Below are 18163 nucleotides of genomic sequence, written 5' to 3'. Positions count from 1 at the left end.
AAAGCCTGCCGCAAGGCGGGCTTTTTTATATTCTATAAAATAAGATCATGACTGAAATTTTAGGCATCACTATTACCGAATGGATAGGTTACCTGGCTTCCTTTTTTGTGGGGATCTCTTTCTTTATGAGAAACATCATTACCCTGCGTTATCTTAACAGTATTGGCTGTTTGTTCTTTATCGTCTACGGATTCCTGCTGGATTCATGGCCGGTGATCATCACTAACTTTGTGATCGTTTGCGTGAACTTTTATTACCTGTTCATCAATAAGAAAAAGCCTGCAGAGGCATAGATCAGACATCCATTCTCATTTTCGCGGCGAGTGCCGCACCCATGATCCCCGATTTGTTCCTTAATTCGGCGGGAGCGAGGTCTGTATTCACATTTAGGTAATCTTTATATTTGTTCCAGTGTTTGGAAATTCCTCCGCCTACCAGAATAAGATCAGGGTTCAGGATGAGGTGGGTGTAATTGAGAAAGACGTTGAAACGTTTGGCCCATTGCTTATAGGTAAGGTCCTCTTTTTTCTTGACTGAAGAAGCCGCCCAGTCCTCGATCTTGTCATAGCCAAGGTAGGGAGTTTGTCCCAGTTCAAAATTAGGGATCAGCCTCCGGTTTAGATAAGCGCCGCTACCCAGGCCCGTACCTACCGTGATCATTAAGGTAAAACCATCCTCATTTCTGCCAGCCCCGTAATTCACTTCGGCCAGGCCGGCAGCGTCGGCATCGTTAATAACTGTGAAATTCAATCCCGTGGCCTTTTCAAAAAGGTGTTCCACGTTCATGCCAACCCATTTTTTGCTCAGGTTGCCTTCGTCCTTACAGAATCCTTTTTTGATGATGGTGGGAAAGCCACAACCAACTACACCTTTGTAGCTGAAATGTTCTACCATCTGATTTACTCTTTTGGCGATGGCTTTTGGTTTACGGGATTTCGGGGTCGGGATCCGGTGTTTTTCGCTAACGAATTCCCCAGTCTCCAGGTTTACGATAGCTCCTTTTATTCCCGATCCTCCTATGTCTATGCCCAGTATTTCCATTTGGTTAATTGTAGTTCTTACAAGTTAAATAAATTGAATTTTCCAGGGAAGAATTTTTGAAAGCTTTATGAAGATGGAGACCCTGAAATTCGCGAAACCTCAGGAAAGTTTGATAGGGAATGCCTTCATGCTGAATTTATTTCAGCATCTTTTTTGAACGAATATAAAATTGGAGAACCTGAAACTCCCGAAACTTCGGGGCAGGTTGACGTAATCAAGTGATTTTTTTCCTACACAGATTTCTGAACTACCTCAAAAACCCTCTGCCCGTCGCATTTCAGTGTTTTGGACGGATATTTTAATAGCAGGGCATAATCGTGGGTAGCCATTAGAATGGTATTCCCGTTCTTGCTTATCTCCTGCAGGACTTCCATCACTTCCACCGAGGTCTGCGGATCCAGGTTTCCGGTAGGCTCATCGGCCAGGATAAGTTCTGGATCGTTCAACAGTGCTCTGGCAATGGCAACCCTTTGTTGTTCACCACCAGATAGCTGGTAAGGGTATTTGAATCCCTTGGTCTTCATGCCTACCTTGTCCAGTACCTCATCTATCTTGGAGTCCATGGCTTTTTTATCCTTCCAGCCCGTGGCCTTCAAAACGAAAAGCAGGTTGTCTTTGATGTTCCTGTCGGTAAGCAATTTGAAATCCTGGAAAACCACTCCCAGTTTTCTTCTCAGGTAAGGAATATCTTTTTCCTTTAGTGTACGCAGGTTATAATCTACAATATGTCCTTCTCCTTCAGTTAAAGGAAGGTCCCCGTAAAGGGTTTTCATGAAACTACTTTTCCCTGTTCCCGTCTTCCCGATGAGGTAGACGAAATCACCTTTGTTTACGGTGACATCAACTTCAGATAATATAAGGCTTTCGCGTTGATAGATCGCGGCATTTTTTAGTTCCAGAACAGTTTGAGACATGGGGTTATTGGTTTGTTTCAAGGTATTCAATTATTTCAGCATCACAGGTATAAACGCCAAATTCATAGCTTATTGTCACCGGCCTGCTGAAAATCTCATCATAAAATTGCCCGCAATGGGCTTTCAAATATACATTTTTCAAAAGGCGCTCACATACTTTTTTTTTATTAACATAATTATAGAACTTAATCGGCGTTATAGAAGCAAGCTTTAAATTATCTTTGAATTCCAATCTAAAACACCATAAATGACACTTAAAAGAGCTTACCTGCTTGCCGCTTTTATACCTTTCTCATTTTCTGCTGTTTGTCAGCAATCTGCTGCGTATACCCATGAGCTGATTGACTTTAACCGGGCTCTGGAACTATATAACAATGAACAATATTTAGCTGCCCAGAATCTCTTTGACGAGGTGATGGATGAGACCGATGATGAAAAGATCAAGGGAGATGCAGCCTATTATATTGCCAATGCCGCAGTGAGAATGAACCAGCCGGGAGCAGACCGGTTGATGGAGAATTTTGTAACTAGATATCCTACCAGTACCAAGACCAATTCGGCCTATCTGGATGTAGCCGATTATTATTTCCAAACCGGGAAATATGCTCTTTCCAGAAGATGGTACGATCGTGTAGACGAAAAGGCGATGAGCAAGAAAGATCGCGAGCGCTTTTATTTCAATAACGGTTATGCTTATTTCAGGGCAAATCAATTTGAAGAGGCCCAGAAATACCTGAACAGGGTGCGTGATTCCAAAGAATATGGGGCCCAGGCTAAATACTACCTAGGATATATTGCCTATGAAGGTGACGATTATGAAGAAGCCAACGAATACTTCGAAGAAGTAAAGGGCAATGACCGCTATACCGAAGACCTTTCTTATTTCCAGGCAGACATGAACTTCAAGCTGGGTAATTTTGAAAAGGCCATCGAACAGGGACTGGAACAACTTCCAAAAGCCAACAGGCAGGAAATTCCTCAACTTAACAAGATCATTGGCGAAAGCTATTTCAATCTTGGCAAATACGAAGAAGCTATTCCTTATCTGAAAGGATATAACGGGCTACGTGGGAAATGGAACAATACAGATTATTACCAGTTAGGTTATGCCTATTATAAACAGGGTAATTACGAGGCCGCTATCAATGAATTCAACAAGATCGTGGATGGTAAAAATGCCATAGCCCAGAATGCCTATTACCACCTGGCGCAATCTTACCTTGAATCTGGACAGAAACAACAGGCCTTGAACGCCTTTAAGAATGCCAGTGAAATGGAGTTCGATGCGAAGATCCAGAAGGACGCAATGCTTAACTATGCCAAGCTTAGTTACGAGATCGGGAACTCTTACGAGAGTCCGTCGCAAGTGCTAATCAATTACCTGAACAAATATCCGGAAACCGAAAATCGAGCTGAACTGGAAAGCCTTCTAATAGACTCATTTATTACCTCCAAGAACTACGAGGAAGCGATGAGGTTGCTGGAGAATAACCGAAACTTCAGCGATAAGCAGGCTTACCAGAAGGTGGCCTATTTCTATGGGCTGGAACTTTTTGAAGAAGGCGATTATTATGCGGCGATCGAGAATTTCGACAAAGCGCTTAAAGAGCCTCGTGACCAGAAGATCACCGCCCAGGCAACTTTCTGGAAAGCCGAAAGCGAGTACAACGTGAACAGGATGGAAGACGCGATCCTTGGATACCGTGAATTCAAAGGAATGAGCGCGTCAAAAGGAACCGATGAATATAATGACCTGGACTATAATATTGGTTATGCCTATTTTAAAAAGAACGACTATTCCCAGGCGGTCAACTATTTCAAGAATTATACGGCAAGTGCGAATGCCGAAGGAGCCAAGAAAAATGATGCACTGCTGAGACTAGGAGATACTTACTACGTGACCAGCCAGTACTGGCCGGCCATGGAAGCTTACCAGAAAGCTATAGACAACGGGGTGAGCAATGCCGATTATGCTGCTTTCCAGAAGGCGATCTCTTACGGCTTCGTAGACAGGAACGATACCAAGATCGAGGAACTTAACAGTTTCACCCGTAGTTATCCGCGTTCTCCTTACCGCGATGACGCAATGTACGAACTGGGGAATACTTATGTTGCTAATAATAATATAGATCAGGCGATACAATCTTATAACAGGCTGATCAGGGATGTGCCGCAGAGCGCGCTGGTACCAAAAGCCATGCTGAGACAGGGGCTTATCTATTACAATAACAACCAGGGTAACAAAGCCCTTGAAAGATTAAGAAAGGTGGTGGCCGAATATCCCAACACCCCGGAAGCAAAGCAGGCAGTGTCTACCGCAAGGAACGTTTATGTGGACCTGGGTAGGACAGACGAGTACGCTAGCTGGGTAAGGAATATAGATTTCGTAGAGGTTAGTGACTCAGACTTGGATAATACCACCTATGAGGCGGCTGAAAACCAGTACCTGAACAATAACACAGAAAAGGCGATCGCCAATCTTGAAAAATATATTCAGAATTTCCCGAACGGGATACACTCCATCAACGCCAATTTCTATTTGGCCCAGTTGTACTATCGTGATGGAAAAGTAGACAGGTCCATCCCGCATTATAAATATGTGACCTCTAAGCCTAAGAATGAATTTTCAGAACAGGCCCTCGCCAGATTATCTGAGATCTACCTGGAGAAAAAAGATTACGCCAATGCGCTTCCACTGCTTGAAAAACTGGAGCAGCAGGCAGATAATGAGCAGAACGTGGTTTTCGCCCAGCAAAACCTTATGAAGTCTTATTACGAGACCGGTAATTTTGCCAAGGCGAACCAGTATGCCGAGAAAGTGCTGAATAATACCAGCGCTGAAACCGCTGCCAGGAACGACGCCAGGATCATGGTAGCCAGGGCAGCCATCAAATCTGGAAACGATTCTAAAGCGCGTTCAGCATATAAGGAGGTTCAGAAGACCGCCACCGGAGAGCTTGGAGCAGAAGCCCTTTATTACGATGCTTATTTCAAACATAAAGATGGCAATTACGAAGCCTCGAATGCTGCCGTACAGGTATTGGCGAAAGATTTTTCAGGATATAAATTATGGGGAGCAAAGGGACTGGTGCTTATGGCCAAGAACTTCTATGCCCTTGATGATGCCTACCAGGCAACCTATATTCTCGAGAACGTGACCAAGAACTTCCAGAAATACCCAGAAGTTGTAAAAGAAGCCCAGGCCGAACTGGCCAGAATCAAAGCCCAGGAAGCAAAAACCAATTCTTCCGTAGAAACAAATAACTAAACTTAATCTAATAGATTCATTGCTATATGCGAGTTAAAGCAATCAAGAAAAGTATTTTCTTTAGTCTGTTCATATTTACCGGAGCCCTGTATGCCCAGGATCCTATTGGGAGTGAAAAAGTAACCGTGGTAAAACCCTATACTCCTTCGGTTCGAGATGCGAACAAGATAAGCGAGAAACCCACCAGAAACGACTCGGTGAACCTTCAGAAAAAGCCCGTACAATATTCCATATTTTCGGTACCGGTGGCCTCCACCTTTACCCCGGTAAAAGGTAGGGCGACTACCGTAGAAAGAGTTAGACCACCTAAGGTATATGATAATTACGCCACGCTTGGTTTTGGAAACTATTCCAATGTACTGGCAGAATTCTATTCTAACCTGGAAATAGACCGAAGCAGCAATTTCGGAATATTCCTGACCCACAATTCTTCACAGGGAGGTATCGAGGAGGTTCGCCTGGACGATAAGTTCTATGATACCGAGCTTAACCTCAATTATAATACCAGGAACCGTGACCTGTCGTGGATGGCCGAAGTAGGTGGGGAGCACCAGCTGTTCAACTGGTATGGCCTGCCGGAAACGGTTGTGGCCAGCGAAGCCGAACTGGCCCAGCTGGACCCTGCGCAGAACTATTATTCGGTTTATGTGGGAAGTGAGATAGAACTGTATGATAGCTTTTTCAATAGTGCCGAGGCTAAGTTCCGTCATTCCGGAGATGCCTATAGCACCGCTGAAAATCACTTTAATGCTGAAGGACTTTTCGAGGTAGAGATCGCCGATGAGCTTATCTCCACTAAGATAGGAGCCGATATCGTTAATGGGGTATTCGACCGTGCTTATGAAGTAGATAATGGCTACGATTATACCTTTATGAACTTTAATGCTACTCCAAGCCTGCTTATCCTGAGAGATGACCTGAGCATAAACCTGGGAGTGAATTTTGTATATGGATATGACGCTGAAAATAGCGATGGCAGCTTTTACCTTTACCCGGCGGTTTCTGCCAGCTACAGGCTCGCGGGCGATTACTTTACGGCCTATGCCGGGGTAGACGGAGACCTTCAGCAGAATACCTATTATAACTTCTTTCAGCAGAACCCTTATGTTTCCCCAACTCTCGCCATAAGACCAACAGACAATGCCTATAAGGGTTATGTAGGAGGAAAGGGGAAACTTAGCAACGCGGTTTCTTATAATGCCCGTGCCAGCTATCAATCGGAGTTTGATAAACCTCTGTTCCGAAGAAACACTGAAGCGGCTGCCCTGCAGGGTGAACCATATACTTATGGGAACAGTTTTGAGGTGGTCTATGATGATGTGAAGACGCTTTCTTTTTATGCTGAACTGAATGTGGATGTGAACAGGGATTTCAGATTGGGCATCAATGGTGAATTCTTCGATTATAATACCGGTGTACAGGCCGAAGCCTGGAACCTCCCAAATATGAAGGCTAGCCTGAATGCCGATTATCAGATCACCGAGAAGTGGTATACCGGGGCGAATTTGTTCTTCGTGGGAGAACGTAAGGATGAAAACAGGTCTGAAAGCCTGGTCTTTAATGATCCCATAGTTACTTTAGATAGTTATTTTGATGCGAACGCCCACCTGGGATATCGCTTCAACGATAAACTATCTGCTTTTGTAAAGGGAGCAAACCTGCTGGATAATAATTACCAAAGATGGATGGATTATGATGTACAGGGGATACAGGTGCTTGCCGGAGCCACTTATAAGTTTGATTGGGATTAATAGCGATAAACTGAATAATAAAACCGGGCTAATTTTTAGCCCGGTTTTTTCTTTGCCTTATACAGCTGTGGAGGAAATCTTTCTGAAGTTTTATTGCTGAGTTCAGGAATCGGGATTATTTAAGCACCTGGTCATTTTCGAAACCATAAGTATTATTTAAAAAACTAATTAATCTTCGTGTCCTATCGAGGTGGCCTTCAAGATACTCACCAGAGATATAGTTTTTAATTACACCACTATATAGGTGGATATTGTTGAAATACTCCAGCTGTAATAAGGTATCCTTACTAATCCTGGGAAATCGCTTGCCTGTCTCTTTTCCATTATTAAAATACTCGGGCTCAAGAAAAAGATAGTTATGGAAAAGCTTTTCCTGTAGCTCCATAGCATCCCAGTAGGTTCTATCATAAACTTCTGTTTGTTTCTCAATATTTTCTAGGCTAGTTAGGAAAGCCGCCAGCGAATCTGTAACTTCTTCACGAATCACTGATTTTTCCAGGTTTGGAAATTTTACCAGGGTCCTCTTTTGATTCTGAAAGAGGTCAATGTTCGATAGGCTTAACAATGAGAGTTTATAGAGAAGGTTCTGATTGTCCATGGAATTGACCTTTTGGGCATATTGCAATAAACTATCCAGCCTTTCAGTCCTGATTCGATTTCTTTTAATTGCATACTCAAGGGAACTGGTATCATTGTGTAGATCGGTCACCAGGTCTTTCATCAAGCCCAATTCTACGCTTTGGTTCTTTCTGTCTTCATTCCAGTTATTGATCTGCAAGGCAATTAAGATCCCAATAACCACAAGTATAATTTCGCCAATTGCATAAATGAGGTATCGGGAGAACCTATTTTTACGTAATAGCTGCCGGCGGATATTTCTAAAGAATTTGATCATTTTTTTAAGTTTACCTGTGTGTCCATCACCATCTATATCGCGATCCAAATGGGATTCCAGAGCCATCAAGATCTTTCTGAGCAAACCCAGAATATTCCCATAATTTATATGTCTAGTTAGTTGATTTTACTTTTTTTCAGGCTGAGTTTCCAAGCATTTTTAATTTCAGAAATTTCTCTGTTAAGGAGACTTGCATTCGCGGCAAACCTCATTTTATTCTCTTTATTGGGGAAAATCAGCATCTGGTGTTCTTTATAAAGTATTCGGGAAAATTTTTCTGAATCTATATTCTTATCCAGGTCCATTTGAAATATATTGGTGCCATTCTCAATATTACATATAGTGATCTCCTCCAATTCGTTAAGTTCTTTAATAAGTTCTTCCGAAGTCTTTAACACCGCATTCAGGCTGTTTTCGATATTTTGAAGATAGTGCATCGCAACTGCGGTAATCGACCAACTTTGATACATGGTACCACCCATTATTTTGATTTGATGATCCATTTGGTCTATAATTTCAGCATCTCCACACAGAATGGCACCTCCGGCAGCATTCAGGTATTTATACAACGAAATATAAACCGTGTCAAAATGTGAGGAATATTCCGCCGGTAACACTCCAGTATATGCTGATGCCAGATGCATGCGAGCGGCGTCCAGATGCATTTTAAAACCATTTTCTTTACAATAAGAAGAGATTTCTTTTATGTTTTCTAAAGGAATCGCTACCCCCTGAGCACGCCTCACTGGATTTTCTATAACCACTGTTCCCAAACCGCTTCTAAAAACTTCATTTTCGTCCAGCTCTCGAATGGTTTTCTGTAGATCTTCCAGGTTGAAAAAGGCCTGGTCTATTCCTGTTGGTACCAATCTTAAACCATGCACGCTTTGCGCGGCATCTGCCTCATCTCTGTAAATATGAGAGTTCTCTGGCACAATGACTTTAGGGTTTTCCCCGTTAAGCATTTTTATGGCGAGTTGATTGGCCATCGTGCCGCTGGGCATATAGATCGCTTTTTCCTTTCCGGTAAGTTTGGCAAATTCCTCTTCAAGTTTTTTGGTTGCTCCACCCTTTAAATAAGTATCGGCTTCTATACCTTGTTCTTTTTCAATGCTGGTAAGTAATTCTATATAATCTTTTGGAGATTGATGTGGACCATCGAACACAAAGTTTATAGGATCTCCAGCATTCTGGTGATCCTTGATTTTTTCTGAATTGTTCAAAAAATTGGTATGTTCTACTGGAAGTAAAAAAGGTAAACCGCAAAGACTACTTTTTTTCAGAAAATCACGCCGATCTATATTCTGAAGTTTTCCCATATTTTCAAGATTTAATTAGGATTAAAATGATGATTTCTCCCACCGCATAAATAAGATATCTGGTGAAACGGTTTTCACTCATAAGATTGTAGCGTATTTGTCGGAAAAAATTTATCACTTACTATTTAGGTATTCGTTTATATGATTAATGATTTTCTCTATATCTGTTAGCAGATCATTACAGCTGTTTATCACTTCCCTATGCTTTCCTATAAATTGGGTTGTTAAATTTTCAATTTGTTTAAACTTTCTTGATTCAGGGTCATTAAGATACTCCCAGTCCGACTTATGAAAAAGATTTTTGTCACTATAGAGTCCTTCCGTCCAAATACTGTGGAGCTTAAAAAAGTTGTAATCTTGGTCTGAAATTAAATTCATTGTATAATCATCATAAGTATCCATGATGCCGATTGAATGCGAAGCGTTTCTATAAAACTCAATGACATTTTTGCGTAACGAATCATTAGAGATGTAGCTTAATTTGCCAGTGCTTTTTAGCTCCTCATAGGTTGAACTTTGTAGAATAATTTTCTGCGTTCTAGTATTAATAAGGTTTACCAATTTCATTGCGTCTTTTAGACTTTCTTGTTTTTGCCATAACTGTTTAATAAATTGTCGGTTACTCTCCATTACCGACTTACTCTCTTCTATTTGATTTTTTAGGTAAATCTTATCGGATTGTAGGTCGTTCCTTAATGATGCTAAATATGTTTGTTCTAGATCACGAATCTTACTCTCTTCATTCCAGTTATTGATCTGTAACGCAATTAAAATCCCAATTACCACAAGGATTATCTCACCAATAGCATAAATAAGATATCTCGTAAAACGGTTCTCACGAAGCAGGCGACGGCGAATATTTCGGAAGAATTTGATCATATATTAATCATTCAGAATTGTTTTCAGATCTAGAGATCATCTCCCTTATTTGCATTGCTTTTACATTTAATTTTTCCAATCGGCCAATTAGATCTTGTATAGTTGCTTGATAAATTAATGCCTGATTAATAAATGTGGTCATTTTTACCTTTTCAATATTTCTAAGACTGAGTCTTTTTCTTAAGGTTTCATCATTCAAAGCATTTAAATTGAAAATGTTTTTTTCCGTTAAAAAGTTTAGCATCATTTCCCCCACCAATTTCTGATGCCTCTCATAGACTTCAACTTGATCCCTGTAATCCAGAATTTGCCTTCGCAGTTGCTTATCAGAGATTGCTTCAATATTCCCGCTGCTTTTTAAAGTTTCAAGGGTATGGTCGTTGGATACAAACTCTGGATAGCCCAGACTTCCCAGATAAGAAAATAGTGCTTTTTCATAATTTGGATCTGAATCGATTTTTTTGAGTTCTTCTTCTAAGTCCTTTAATTTTTCAAGATTACTTTTTAAAATTGGAGTAATAGAATCCTGAGCCTTTATGTCTTTATGAATATCTTCCTGCAGAGAATTGAGATAACCTCTTTCTGCTTTATTGAGTTTTCTGTTTTCATTCCAGTTATTTATCTGCAATGCAATCAAAATCCCAATTACTACTAGGATGATCTCACCAATTGCATAAATCAGGTATCTAGTGAACCTGTTTTCACGAAGCAACTGGCGGCGGATATTCCTGAAAAACTTGATCATTGCTTTTACTTAACTAATTATCGGGTTCAGTAAAATGGAGCTGGGGGTAGGGGAATATTCAGTAAAGCACGGTTAAGAATATTATAAATTTACAAAAAACTGGTTATCAGTACGGTAGGTTTTTATTCTGTAGTATTTATAAATCAAATTTGATTCAGGTTTGTTTTATTGTATTTAGCATCCAGGCTCAAGGATTTTTCTATCTCATTGAAAAGTCGGAATTTGAGGCACCTAAATCCAGACCTATGAAAAAAATTGTAGCAATATTAATTCTGAGTTTCATTTTTGTTGCCTGCGGAGGGCAGAAGGAAAAAGCAGACCTACTAGTTTTCAATGCCAATGTGTATACCGTAGATGATCAATTCGGGAACGTAGAAGCTTTTGCTGTTAAGGACGGGAAATTTCTCGAGACCGGCGATTCGGAAAGCCTGAGAAAAAAATATGAATTCAGCGAGACTATCGATGCCGATGGCAAAGCTGTATATCCTGGTTTGATCGATGGGCATGCCCATTTTTATGGCCTGGGCATGCAGCAACAGCGAGTAGATGTTACCGGGACAAAAAGTTTTGAGGAGGTCGTTACCCGGGTGGTGGAATTTCAGCAAAAGAACAGGGTCGATTTTATTGTGGGTAGAGGCTGGGACCAGAACGACTGGGAAGTAAAAGAGTTCCCCGTGAAGGATACATTAGACCGGCTTTTTCCCGATACTCCGGTTGCCCTAACCAGGATAGACGGCCACGCCATGCTGGTAAACCAGGCAGCCCTGGACGAGGCGAATATTACCACCGAAACCAAATTCGAAGGTGGAGATATAGAACAGAAGAACGGAAAACTTACCGGTATACTTGTGGATAATCCCATGTTGTTGATAGAAAAGATCACCGAAGATGTAGATGCAGATACCCAGGCAGCAGCACTTAGCGCAGCAGAGGAAATTTGTTTTAGCTATGGCCTGACCACCGTGGTAGATGCCGGTATAGATCGAGAAGTGATCGAGCTGATGGATAGCCTCCATAATGATGAAAAACTAAAGATGAGGGTTTACGCCATGGTGAGCAATACCAAAGAGAACCTGGATCATTACCTGCCTAAAGGGCCATACAAGACAGACAGGCTTAACGTAAGATCGGTAAAATTCTATGGGGATGGTGCCCTGGGTTCCAGAGGAGCGGCTCTTAAGGAGGAATATTCAGATCGCGCCGGACATTTCGGTGCATTGCTTTCCCCGGTTTCAGAATTCAAGGATATCGCGGCCCGTATCGCGAAGTCTGAATTTCAGATGAACACCCATGCTATTGGTGATTCTGCCAATTACATGGTTCTGAAAACCTATGATTCCCTGCTGGATGGAACTAGCGATCGTAGATGGAGAGTGGAGCATTCGCAGGTGATAGATTCAGCAGATTTTAATTATTTCAGCAAGAATATCATCCCTTCCGTTCAGCCAACTCATGCCACCAGCGATATGTACTGGGCTGAAGACAGGCTGGGTGAAAAAAGGATCAAAGGAGCTTATGCATATAAGAAATTATTGGATATAGCTGGCATCGTGGCGCTTGGCACCGATTTTCCCGTTGAAAAAGTGAATCCGTTCCTTACTTTTTATGCCGCTGTAGATCGACAGGATATAGAAAATTATCCCGAGGGCGGATTCATGAAGGAGCAGGCACTTAGCCGTGAGGAAAGCCTTAAAGGAATGACCATCTGGGCCGCTTATGCCAATTTTGAAGAAAAGGAAAAAGGAAGCATCGAGCCTGGCAAATTCGCCGATTTTGTGATCCTGGACAGGAATATCATGAAGGTTGAGATAGATTCTGTACCTGAGACTAAAGTGATCGCAACTTTTGTGAATGGGGAACAGGTTTATAAAAATTAAACTGGGTATCTTTGCGCTTTATTAAAAATCAATTGCAAATCCGTTTGTGCTTAAATTGGTTATTCCGTCACCCTGAATTTATTTCAGGGTCTCAACTTTGAAAAGTTATTCAATATTCTGAGGTTCTGAAACAAGTTCAGAATGACACATTTTAGCCTAATAAAATAATATAGAACTTTAAAAAATTAAATATGAACGAAGGATTATATGCCAAATTCCATACTACCAAAGGAGAGATCCTGGTAGAACTGGAATATGAAAAAACTCCCGGAACCGTAGGAAACTTTGTAGGTCTTGCTGAAGGGAAAATAGAAAATGACCCAAAAGGAAAAGGAGAGCCTTATTACGATGGTTTGAAGTTTCACCGTGTGATCCCAGATTTTATGATCCAGGGAGGTGATCCCCAGGGAACCGGTGCCGGTGGACCCGGGTATAAATTCGATGATGAAATTCATCCTGAGCTTAAACATGATGCTCCCGGAAAGCTTTCCATGGCCAATGCCGGTCCCGGAACTAACGGAAGCCAGTTCTTTATTACTCACGTGGAGACTCCATGGTTAGACGGTAAGCATACTGTATTTGGAAATGTTGTGGAAGGTCAGGATGTGGTAGACAGTATTCAGCAGGGAGATAAGATCGAAAAGCTAGAGATCATCCGTGAAGGTGAAGCTGCTGAGAAATTTGACGCTCCTTCAGCCTTTGAAACTTTTAATGCTGAAAAAGCTAAAAGAGAAGCCGAGGAAAAAGCCAGGACAGAAGAGGAATTAGATAAGATCGCCGCAGGTTTCGAAAGAACCGAGAGTGGACTTCGTTATAAGATCATCCAGAAAGGAGATGGTAAAAAAGCAGAAAAAGGCAACAGCGTTTCTGTACATTACAAAGGGCAGTTGGCAGACGGTACTGTGTTCGATTCTTCTTATAAAAGAAACCAGCCACTGGAATTCCCAATTGGTGTTGGCCACGTGATCCCGGGCTGGGACGAAGGTATACAGTTACTTCAGGTAGGTGACAAGGCCAGGTTGGTGATTCCTTCAGATCTTGCTTACGGAGAAAGAGGAGCAGGCGGGGTGATCCCTCCTAATGCCATCCTTGTATTCGATGTAGAGCTGATGGATGTAAAATAAAATCCTGAATATATAAATTGAAAAAGGCCCTTATGGGCCTTTTCTTATTTTTTTAGTTCTGGTTGCGAGGTCATCCTTAAATAAGGTTTTACCTCCTTGTAACCTTTCGGGAACATCTTATCTGCCTCCTCGTTACTTACCGAAGGGCTAATCACCACATCTTCCCCATGTTTCCAGTTGGCCGGAGTGGCTACCTTGTTATAGGCGGTTAGTTGCAGCGAATCTATTACCCTCAAAAGTTCGTCGAAATTCCTCCCGGTACTGGCAGGATAGGTAAGGGTCATCTTAATGCTTTTATCAGGACCAATCACGAAGACAGACCTAACGGTTTGTGTATCGTCTGCTTTTGGATGGATCATTCCGTACAAATTGGAAACCTTTCTGTCCTCATCTGCGATGATAGGAAAGTTTACGGTGGTGTTCTGAGTTTCATTGATATCCTTGATCCAGCCTTTGTGGGATTCTATCCCATCTACACTAAGTGCCATCACCTTGACATCCCTTTTCTCAAATTCGGCCTTATAATTGGCCACAGTACCAAGTTCTGTGGTACAAACCGGGGTATAATCTGCCGGGTGAGAAAATAAGATTCCCCAGCTGTCACCCAGGTAATCGTAGAAATTGATCTTACCTTCAGAGGTCTCGGCATCAAAGTTTGGGGCTTTGTCTCCTAATTTCAAATCGCTCATAATCAATAAATTTTGTAATTAATTCGTTAAAACCTACTAAGTCTATAGGTTTATAAAAATAAAGAAAATTCGATCCCAAAAATGAAAGATGAAGTTAAATTAACCCTTCCATTTTATATTACACCCAATACTGGGTTTCTGGTCTTCTGAAACCTTCCTGTTATTAAGAACAGCATCCATGGCTTCCCGCAGGTCTCGACCGTTGGGGTGGATGCCATTGCCGGGCCGGCTGTTGTCCAGCTGTCCGCGGTAAATAAGTTTCAGTTCATCATCGAAAAGATAGAAATCGGGGGTGCAGGCCGCATCGTAAGCTTTGGCTATTTCCTGGGTGCCGTCATACAGATAGGGGAAAGAATACTGGTGCTTGGCAGCATGTTCCTTCATTTTATCGGGATGGTCCTCTGGATACTGCTTTACGTCGTTGCTCATGATTCCTGCGAAACCGAATCCAAGCTGCCTGTATTCATTAGCTATGTGTACGATCTCCTCGTTCACATGTTTTACAAAAGGGCAGTGGTTGCACAGGAACATGATCACTGTGCCGCGTTCCCCTTTTATTTCATCGAGGCTTATAAGATGGTCGGTAATGGTATCCATCAATTTAAAATCTGGAGCTTTGGTCCCCAGCTCGATCATATTTGAAGCGGTGCGTGCCATCTTTTTGTTTAAAATTAAATATTAATGCTGAATAATAACTAATTTCCAGTCTTTAAAATATAAGGAATGAAAGACTTAAGCTGGGCAGATTTTGAAAAGGTAGAAATGAGGGTAGGAACCATCATCTCTGCAGAAGATTTTCCCGAAGCCCGGGATCCTGCCTATAAACTTCAGATAGATTTTGGGGAGGAAATAGGGGAGAAAAGATCTTCGGCCCAGATCACCAGGAGGTATACCCGCGAGGAGCTTCCAGGAAGACAGATCATTGCGGTGGTGAATTTCCCGGTAAAACGAATCGCCGGTTTTAAAAGCGAATGCCTGGTACTTGGCGTGGTGGGAGATGAAAAGGACGTGGTGCTGCTAACTCCAGACCAGAAAATGCCCAATGGCTCCCTGATTGGCTAACTACATTCTTTCCTTGAAGTTCTTATGCTCTTCCAGCAGGTTCCTGATATCCCTGTTGTGACCGTACAGAACCATGATCTCATCCTTGTATAGCACTGTATCTGCCCGGGCAATGCCCTTTACCGAAGTTTCAGACTTGTTGGCTCCGAGTTCATTCTTGAAATTTGAAACGTTCATGGTAGTAAGAATAAGTATATCAAAGTTGTCTTTGATATTCAGTTCCTTGATGGTTTTTTCGTGGTATTCTTCGGGTACCTTGGTTTCTACGATACTGTAATCGCTATCCAGCTCGAAACTGTCTACCACGCCTTCCATATTCAGTCTTTGTGCCCAGCGGTCGGCGGTTTCCTTTTCAGGGTGAATTACTTCTTCAATTCCCATGGTCTCCAGTACAGTGCGTTGCAAGGGATCTACCGCACGGCTAATAAGCCTTTTCACCTTCATTTGCTTCATAAGGGCAGCCACCATAATATTTGCACCCTTATCCTCGCCAATACCAACGATCACAACATCACAGTCTTTCAGGGGCAGGTTTTTTACGGCTTCAGGATCTGTTGCATCAAGACTAATAGCATGGGTGATCTTTTCCTTAATAGCATCTACCTTGCTCATGCTAATATCCACTCCAATTACTTCATTCCCCATTTCTGCTAACTTCACAGAAATTGAAGATCCAAAAGTTCCCAAACCTATTACGATATATTTCATAATGCTTCGATTAGTTGATTAAAATTTCATCCTTAGGATACCTGTAATTCAAATGCTTCACGTTCCTCAGCATGGCGATTAGAATGGTGAGCATGCTTACCCTCCCTATGAACATAGTGAAAATGATTACCACCTTGGAATAACTGGATAGCCCGGCGGTTATACCCGTAGATAAACCCACGGTGCTGTAAGCTGAAAATGCTTCGAAAGCTATGTCCAGCAGTTGCTTATCCTGGTCGAATGTGGCGATTAGAAAGATCGCAAAACCAATTACCATAAGCGAAAGCGAAATGATGGCAAAGGCGCGCCTCACCGAGGCCTGGGATACTTCCCTTTTATAGACCTCGATGCGGTCTTTTCCCCTGGCCAGGCTCAGAAAATTAAGCGTGGCGATAGCGATGGTACTGGTCTTGATACCACCTCCGGTTGAGGCTGGAGAAGCACCAATCCACATCAGCATAAAGAGCAGCATGAGGGTGCTAAAGTTCAGCGCGCTGACGTCTACCGTATTAAAACCAGCAGTCCTGGGGGTGGAAGCCCCAAAAAATGCGGTGACGATCTTACCGAACCAGTCATGTTCTGCCAGGGTATTATCATATTCAAAGTAGTAAAAGCCTAAGGTTCCCACGCTAAGTAATATTATGGTACTTACGATCACTATCCTGGTGTTTAGGTTGATCACCCAGGGCGAATAAGGCATGGGCCTTTTTTTACTCACTTTCAGGGCCAGGTTCTTAAATAGGTATTTTACGTATTTATAAATGTTCAGAACTATGGGAAAACCAATTCCGCCAAGAATGAACAAAAAGGCAATGCCCAGGTGTAACGGATAGTTGAATCTGAAATCGGGATCATAAAGGCTGGTTTCCAGGGTTGAGAAACCCGCGTTGCAAAAGCCGCTCACGGCATGGAAGATCGAAAAGAATATCCGGTCTCCAATATGTGCAATCTCCACTTTGCTCAGGCTGAAGTATATGAAAATTGCCCCGATGAACTCGATAAGAAATGTTATAAAAAGTATCTTTTTAAGCACGCTGAACACTTCCCCGATCTTATCTGAATTCGTGGCGTCTTTCAGCATCAGCTGGCTCTGGTAAGAGGTTTGCCCCCGGAAGAAATAACTGAAATAACTGGCAAATGTCATGATGCCAAGTCCGCCCATTTGCATAAGGAACAGAATGATGCTTTGCCCGAAAAGCGTGAAATATGAGCCTGTATCTACCACGATAAGCCCGGTTACGCAAACAGCGCTGGTAGAGGTAAAGAGGGCATCCAGCAAGCTAATGCCGTTGTGGGTAGCCTTGGGAAGCATAAGCAGGACACAACCCAGCAGGATGATTCCCAGGAAACTGGTGATAAAGAGCTGTGCGGGATTCAGATACTGCCGGCTGAAATTAAAATCTACCGTAGCAAATTCCCTGATGAAGTAGACCAGTGCCGCCATATACATATAGGCCATCTTGTTGAGGAACTCCAGGGCGGGAAAATTTTCCAGCAGGCCGTCCGTTTTTACCAGTAATAGCATAAAAAAGATGAGCCCCAGGATACCATCAAAAATGCGCACCTTAAGCCTGAATTTCACACGAAAAAACATGTAGCGCAACAGGATCGCAGAGATACCAATAATAAGGACGGTAAAATAATAGGAGTTAAGCTGTTGTTCCTGTGCTTTGATCTGTTTGAAACCCAGGTCGTAGATAGCGACCAGGATGGTTATAAGGCTTAGGAAAAATGAGAAGCGATTAAGGTATCGCAGTAATCTTTCATTTCGGAGCCAGGTTTTGAATCCAGAGAATTTCACCAACCTAAATTTTTTAGCATTCAGCGCAGTTTAAAACTTAAAAGTCCGGAGAATGACCTCCGGACTTTTTTAAGCTTTTAGTCTTAAACA

General features: G+C 42.2%; 16 protein-coding genes. 6 read left to right on the top strand and 10 right to left on the bottom strand.

The window, feature by feature from the left end; translation table 11 throughout:
* Positions 1-47 precede the first annotated feature (47 nt).
* Complete coding sequence (locus FLP08_RS02655; protein ID WP_156273754.1) at positions 48-293, top strand: YgjV family protein; 246 nt, start codon at positions 48-50, stop codon at positions 291-293.
* A 1-nt stretch (position 294) separates the two neighbouring features.
* On the opposite strand, the gene ppgK is transcribed toward FLP08_RS02655, so the two are convergent.
* Positions 295-1041: a polyphosphate--glucose phosphotransferase gene (gene ppgK, locus FLP08_RS02650; RefSeq protein ID WP_156273752.1), complete on the bottom strand. Its 747-nt coding sequence runs from the start codon at positions 1039-1041 to the stop codon at positions 295-297.
* A 230-nt stretch (positions 1042-1271) separates the two neighbouring features.
* Positions 1272-1955: a cell division ATP-binding protein FtsE gene (locus FLP08_RS02645; protein ID WP_156273750.1), complete on the bottom strand. Its 684-nt coding sequence runs from the start codon at positions 1953-1955 to the stop codon at positions 1272-1274.
* Positions 1956-2202: 247 nt separating this feature from the next.
* On the opposite strand from FLP08_RS02645, the gene FLP08_RS02640 reads away from it, so the two are divergent.
* Positions 2203-5223 carry a tetratricopeptide repeat protein gene (locus FLP08_RS02640; RefSeq protein ID WP_156273748.1) on the top strand — a complete coding sequence of 1007 codons (3021 nt, stop codon included), beginning with the start codon at positions 2203-2205 and terminating at the stop codon, positions 5221-5223.
* Positions 5224-5249: 26 nt separating this feature from the next.
* Positions 5250-6974: a TonB-dependent receptor gene (locus FLP08_RS02635; RefSeq protein WP_156273746.1), complete on the top strand. Its 1725-nt coding sequence runs from the start codon at positions 5250-5252 to the stop codon at positions 6972-6974.
* 115 nt (positions 6975-7089) lie between these two features.
* Here the strand turns inward: FLP08_RS02635 and FLP08_RS02630 are convergent, their stop codons facing one another.
* The 4 genes from FLP08_RS02630 to FLP08_RS02615 form a co-directional block, all read right to left on the bottom strand.
* Complete coding sequence (locus tag FLP08_RS02630) at positions 7090-7953, bottom strand: DUF6090 family protein (RefSeq protein ID WP_162430855.1); 864 nt, start codon at positions 7951-7953, stop codon at positions 7090-7092.
* A gap of 32 nt (positions 7954-7985) precedes the next feature.
* A complete protein-coding gene (locus tag FLP08_RS02625) occupies positions 7986-9188 on the bottom strand; it encodes a threonine aldolase family protein (protein WP_156273742.1) in 1203 nt (400 codons plus the stop codon).
* 114 nt (positions 9189-9302) lie between these two features.
* Positions 9303-10067, bottom strand: a complete 765-nt coding sequence (locus FLP08_RS02620) for a DUF6090 family protein (protein ID WP_156273740.1) — start codon at positions 10065-10067, stop codon at positions 9303-9305.
* 7 nt (positions 10068-10074) lie between these two features.
* Positions 10075-10812, bottom strand: a complete 738-nt coding sequence (locus FLP08_RS02615) for a DUF6090 family protein (RefSeq protein ID WP_156273738.1) — start codon at positions 10810-10812, stop codon at positions 10075-10077.
* Positions 10813-11057: 245 nt separating this feature from the next.
* On the opposite strand from FLP08_RS02615, the gene FLP08_RS02610 reads away from it, so the two are divergent.
* On the top strand, positions 11058-12689 hold the full coding sequence (locus FLP08_RS02610; protein WP_156273736.1) for an amidohydrolase: 1632 nt from the start codon (positions 11058-11060) through the stop codon (positions 12687-12689).
* A 191-nt stretch (positions 12690-12880) separates the two neighbouring features.
* The gene (locus tag FLP08_RS02605) at positions 12881-13813 is read left to right on the top strand and encodes a peptidylprolyl isomerase (protein ID WP_156273734.1); all 933 of its coding nucleotides are present in this window, start codon (positions 12881-12883) and stop codon (positions 13811-13813) included.
* Positions 13814-13857: 44 nt separating this feature from the next.
* On the opposite strand, the gene FLP08_RS02600 is transcribed toward FLP08_RS02605, so the two are convergent.
* Together FLP08_RS02600 and FLP08_RS02595 are read right to left on the bottom strand one after the other, a co-directional pair.
* Positions 13858-14502, bottom strand: coding sequence for a peroxiredoxin (locus tag FLP08_RS02600; RefSeq protein WP_156273732.1), 645 nt, complete (start codon positions 14500-14502; stop codon positions 13858-13860).
* A 99-nt stretch (positions 14503-14601) separates the two neighbouring features.
* A complete protein-coding gene (locus FLP08_RS02595) occupies positions 14602-15159 on the bottom strand; it encodes a thioredoxin family protein (RefSeq protein ID WP_156273730.1) in 558 nt (185 codons plus the stop codon).
* 66 nt (positions 15160-15225) lie between these two features.
* Here FLP08_RS02595 and FLP08_RS02590 point away from each other — a divergent pair, with 66 nt between their 5' ends.
* Positions 15226-15564, top strand: coding sequence for a tRNA-binding protein (locus FLP08_RS02590; protein WP_156273728.1), 339 nt, complete (start codon positions 15226-15228; stop codon positions 15562-15564).
* Here FLP08_RS02590 and FLP08_RS02585 read toward each other — a convergent pair whose 3' ends face one another.
* Positions 15565-16272, bottom strand: coding sequence for a potassium channel family protein (locus FLP08_RS02585; protein WP_156273726.1), 708 nt, complete (start codon positions 16270-16272; stop codon positions 15565-15567).
* A 10-nt stretch (positions 16273-16282) separates the two neighbouring features.
* Positions 16283-18073 carry a potassium transporter TrkG gene (locus tag FLP08_RS02580; RefSeq protein ID WP_162430882.1) on the bottom strand — a complete coding sequence of 597 codons (1791 nt, stop codon included), beginning with the start codon at positions 18071-18073 and terminating at the stop codon, positions 16283-16285.
* Positions 18074-18163 lie beyond the last annotated feature (90 nt).

Source organism: Christiangramia aestuarii (assembly GCF_009735585.1).
GTDB lineage: Bacteria > Bacteroidota > Bacteroidia > Flavobacteriales > Flavobacteriaceae > Christiangramia > Christiangramia aestuarii.
Note: the sequence above shows the minus strand (reverse complement) of the source record. Positions and strands in the feature narration are given on the sequence as shown.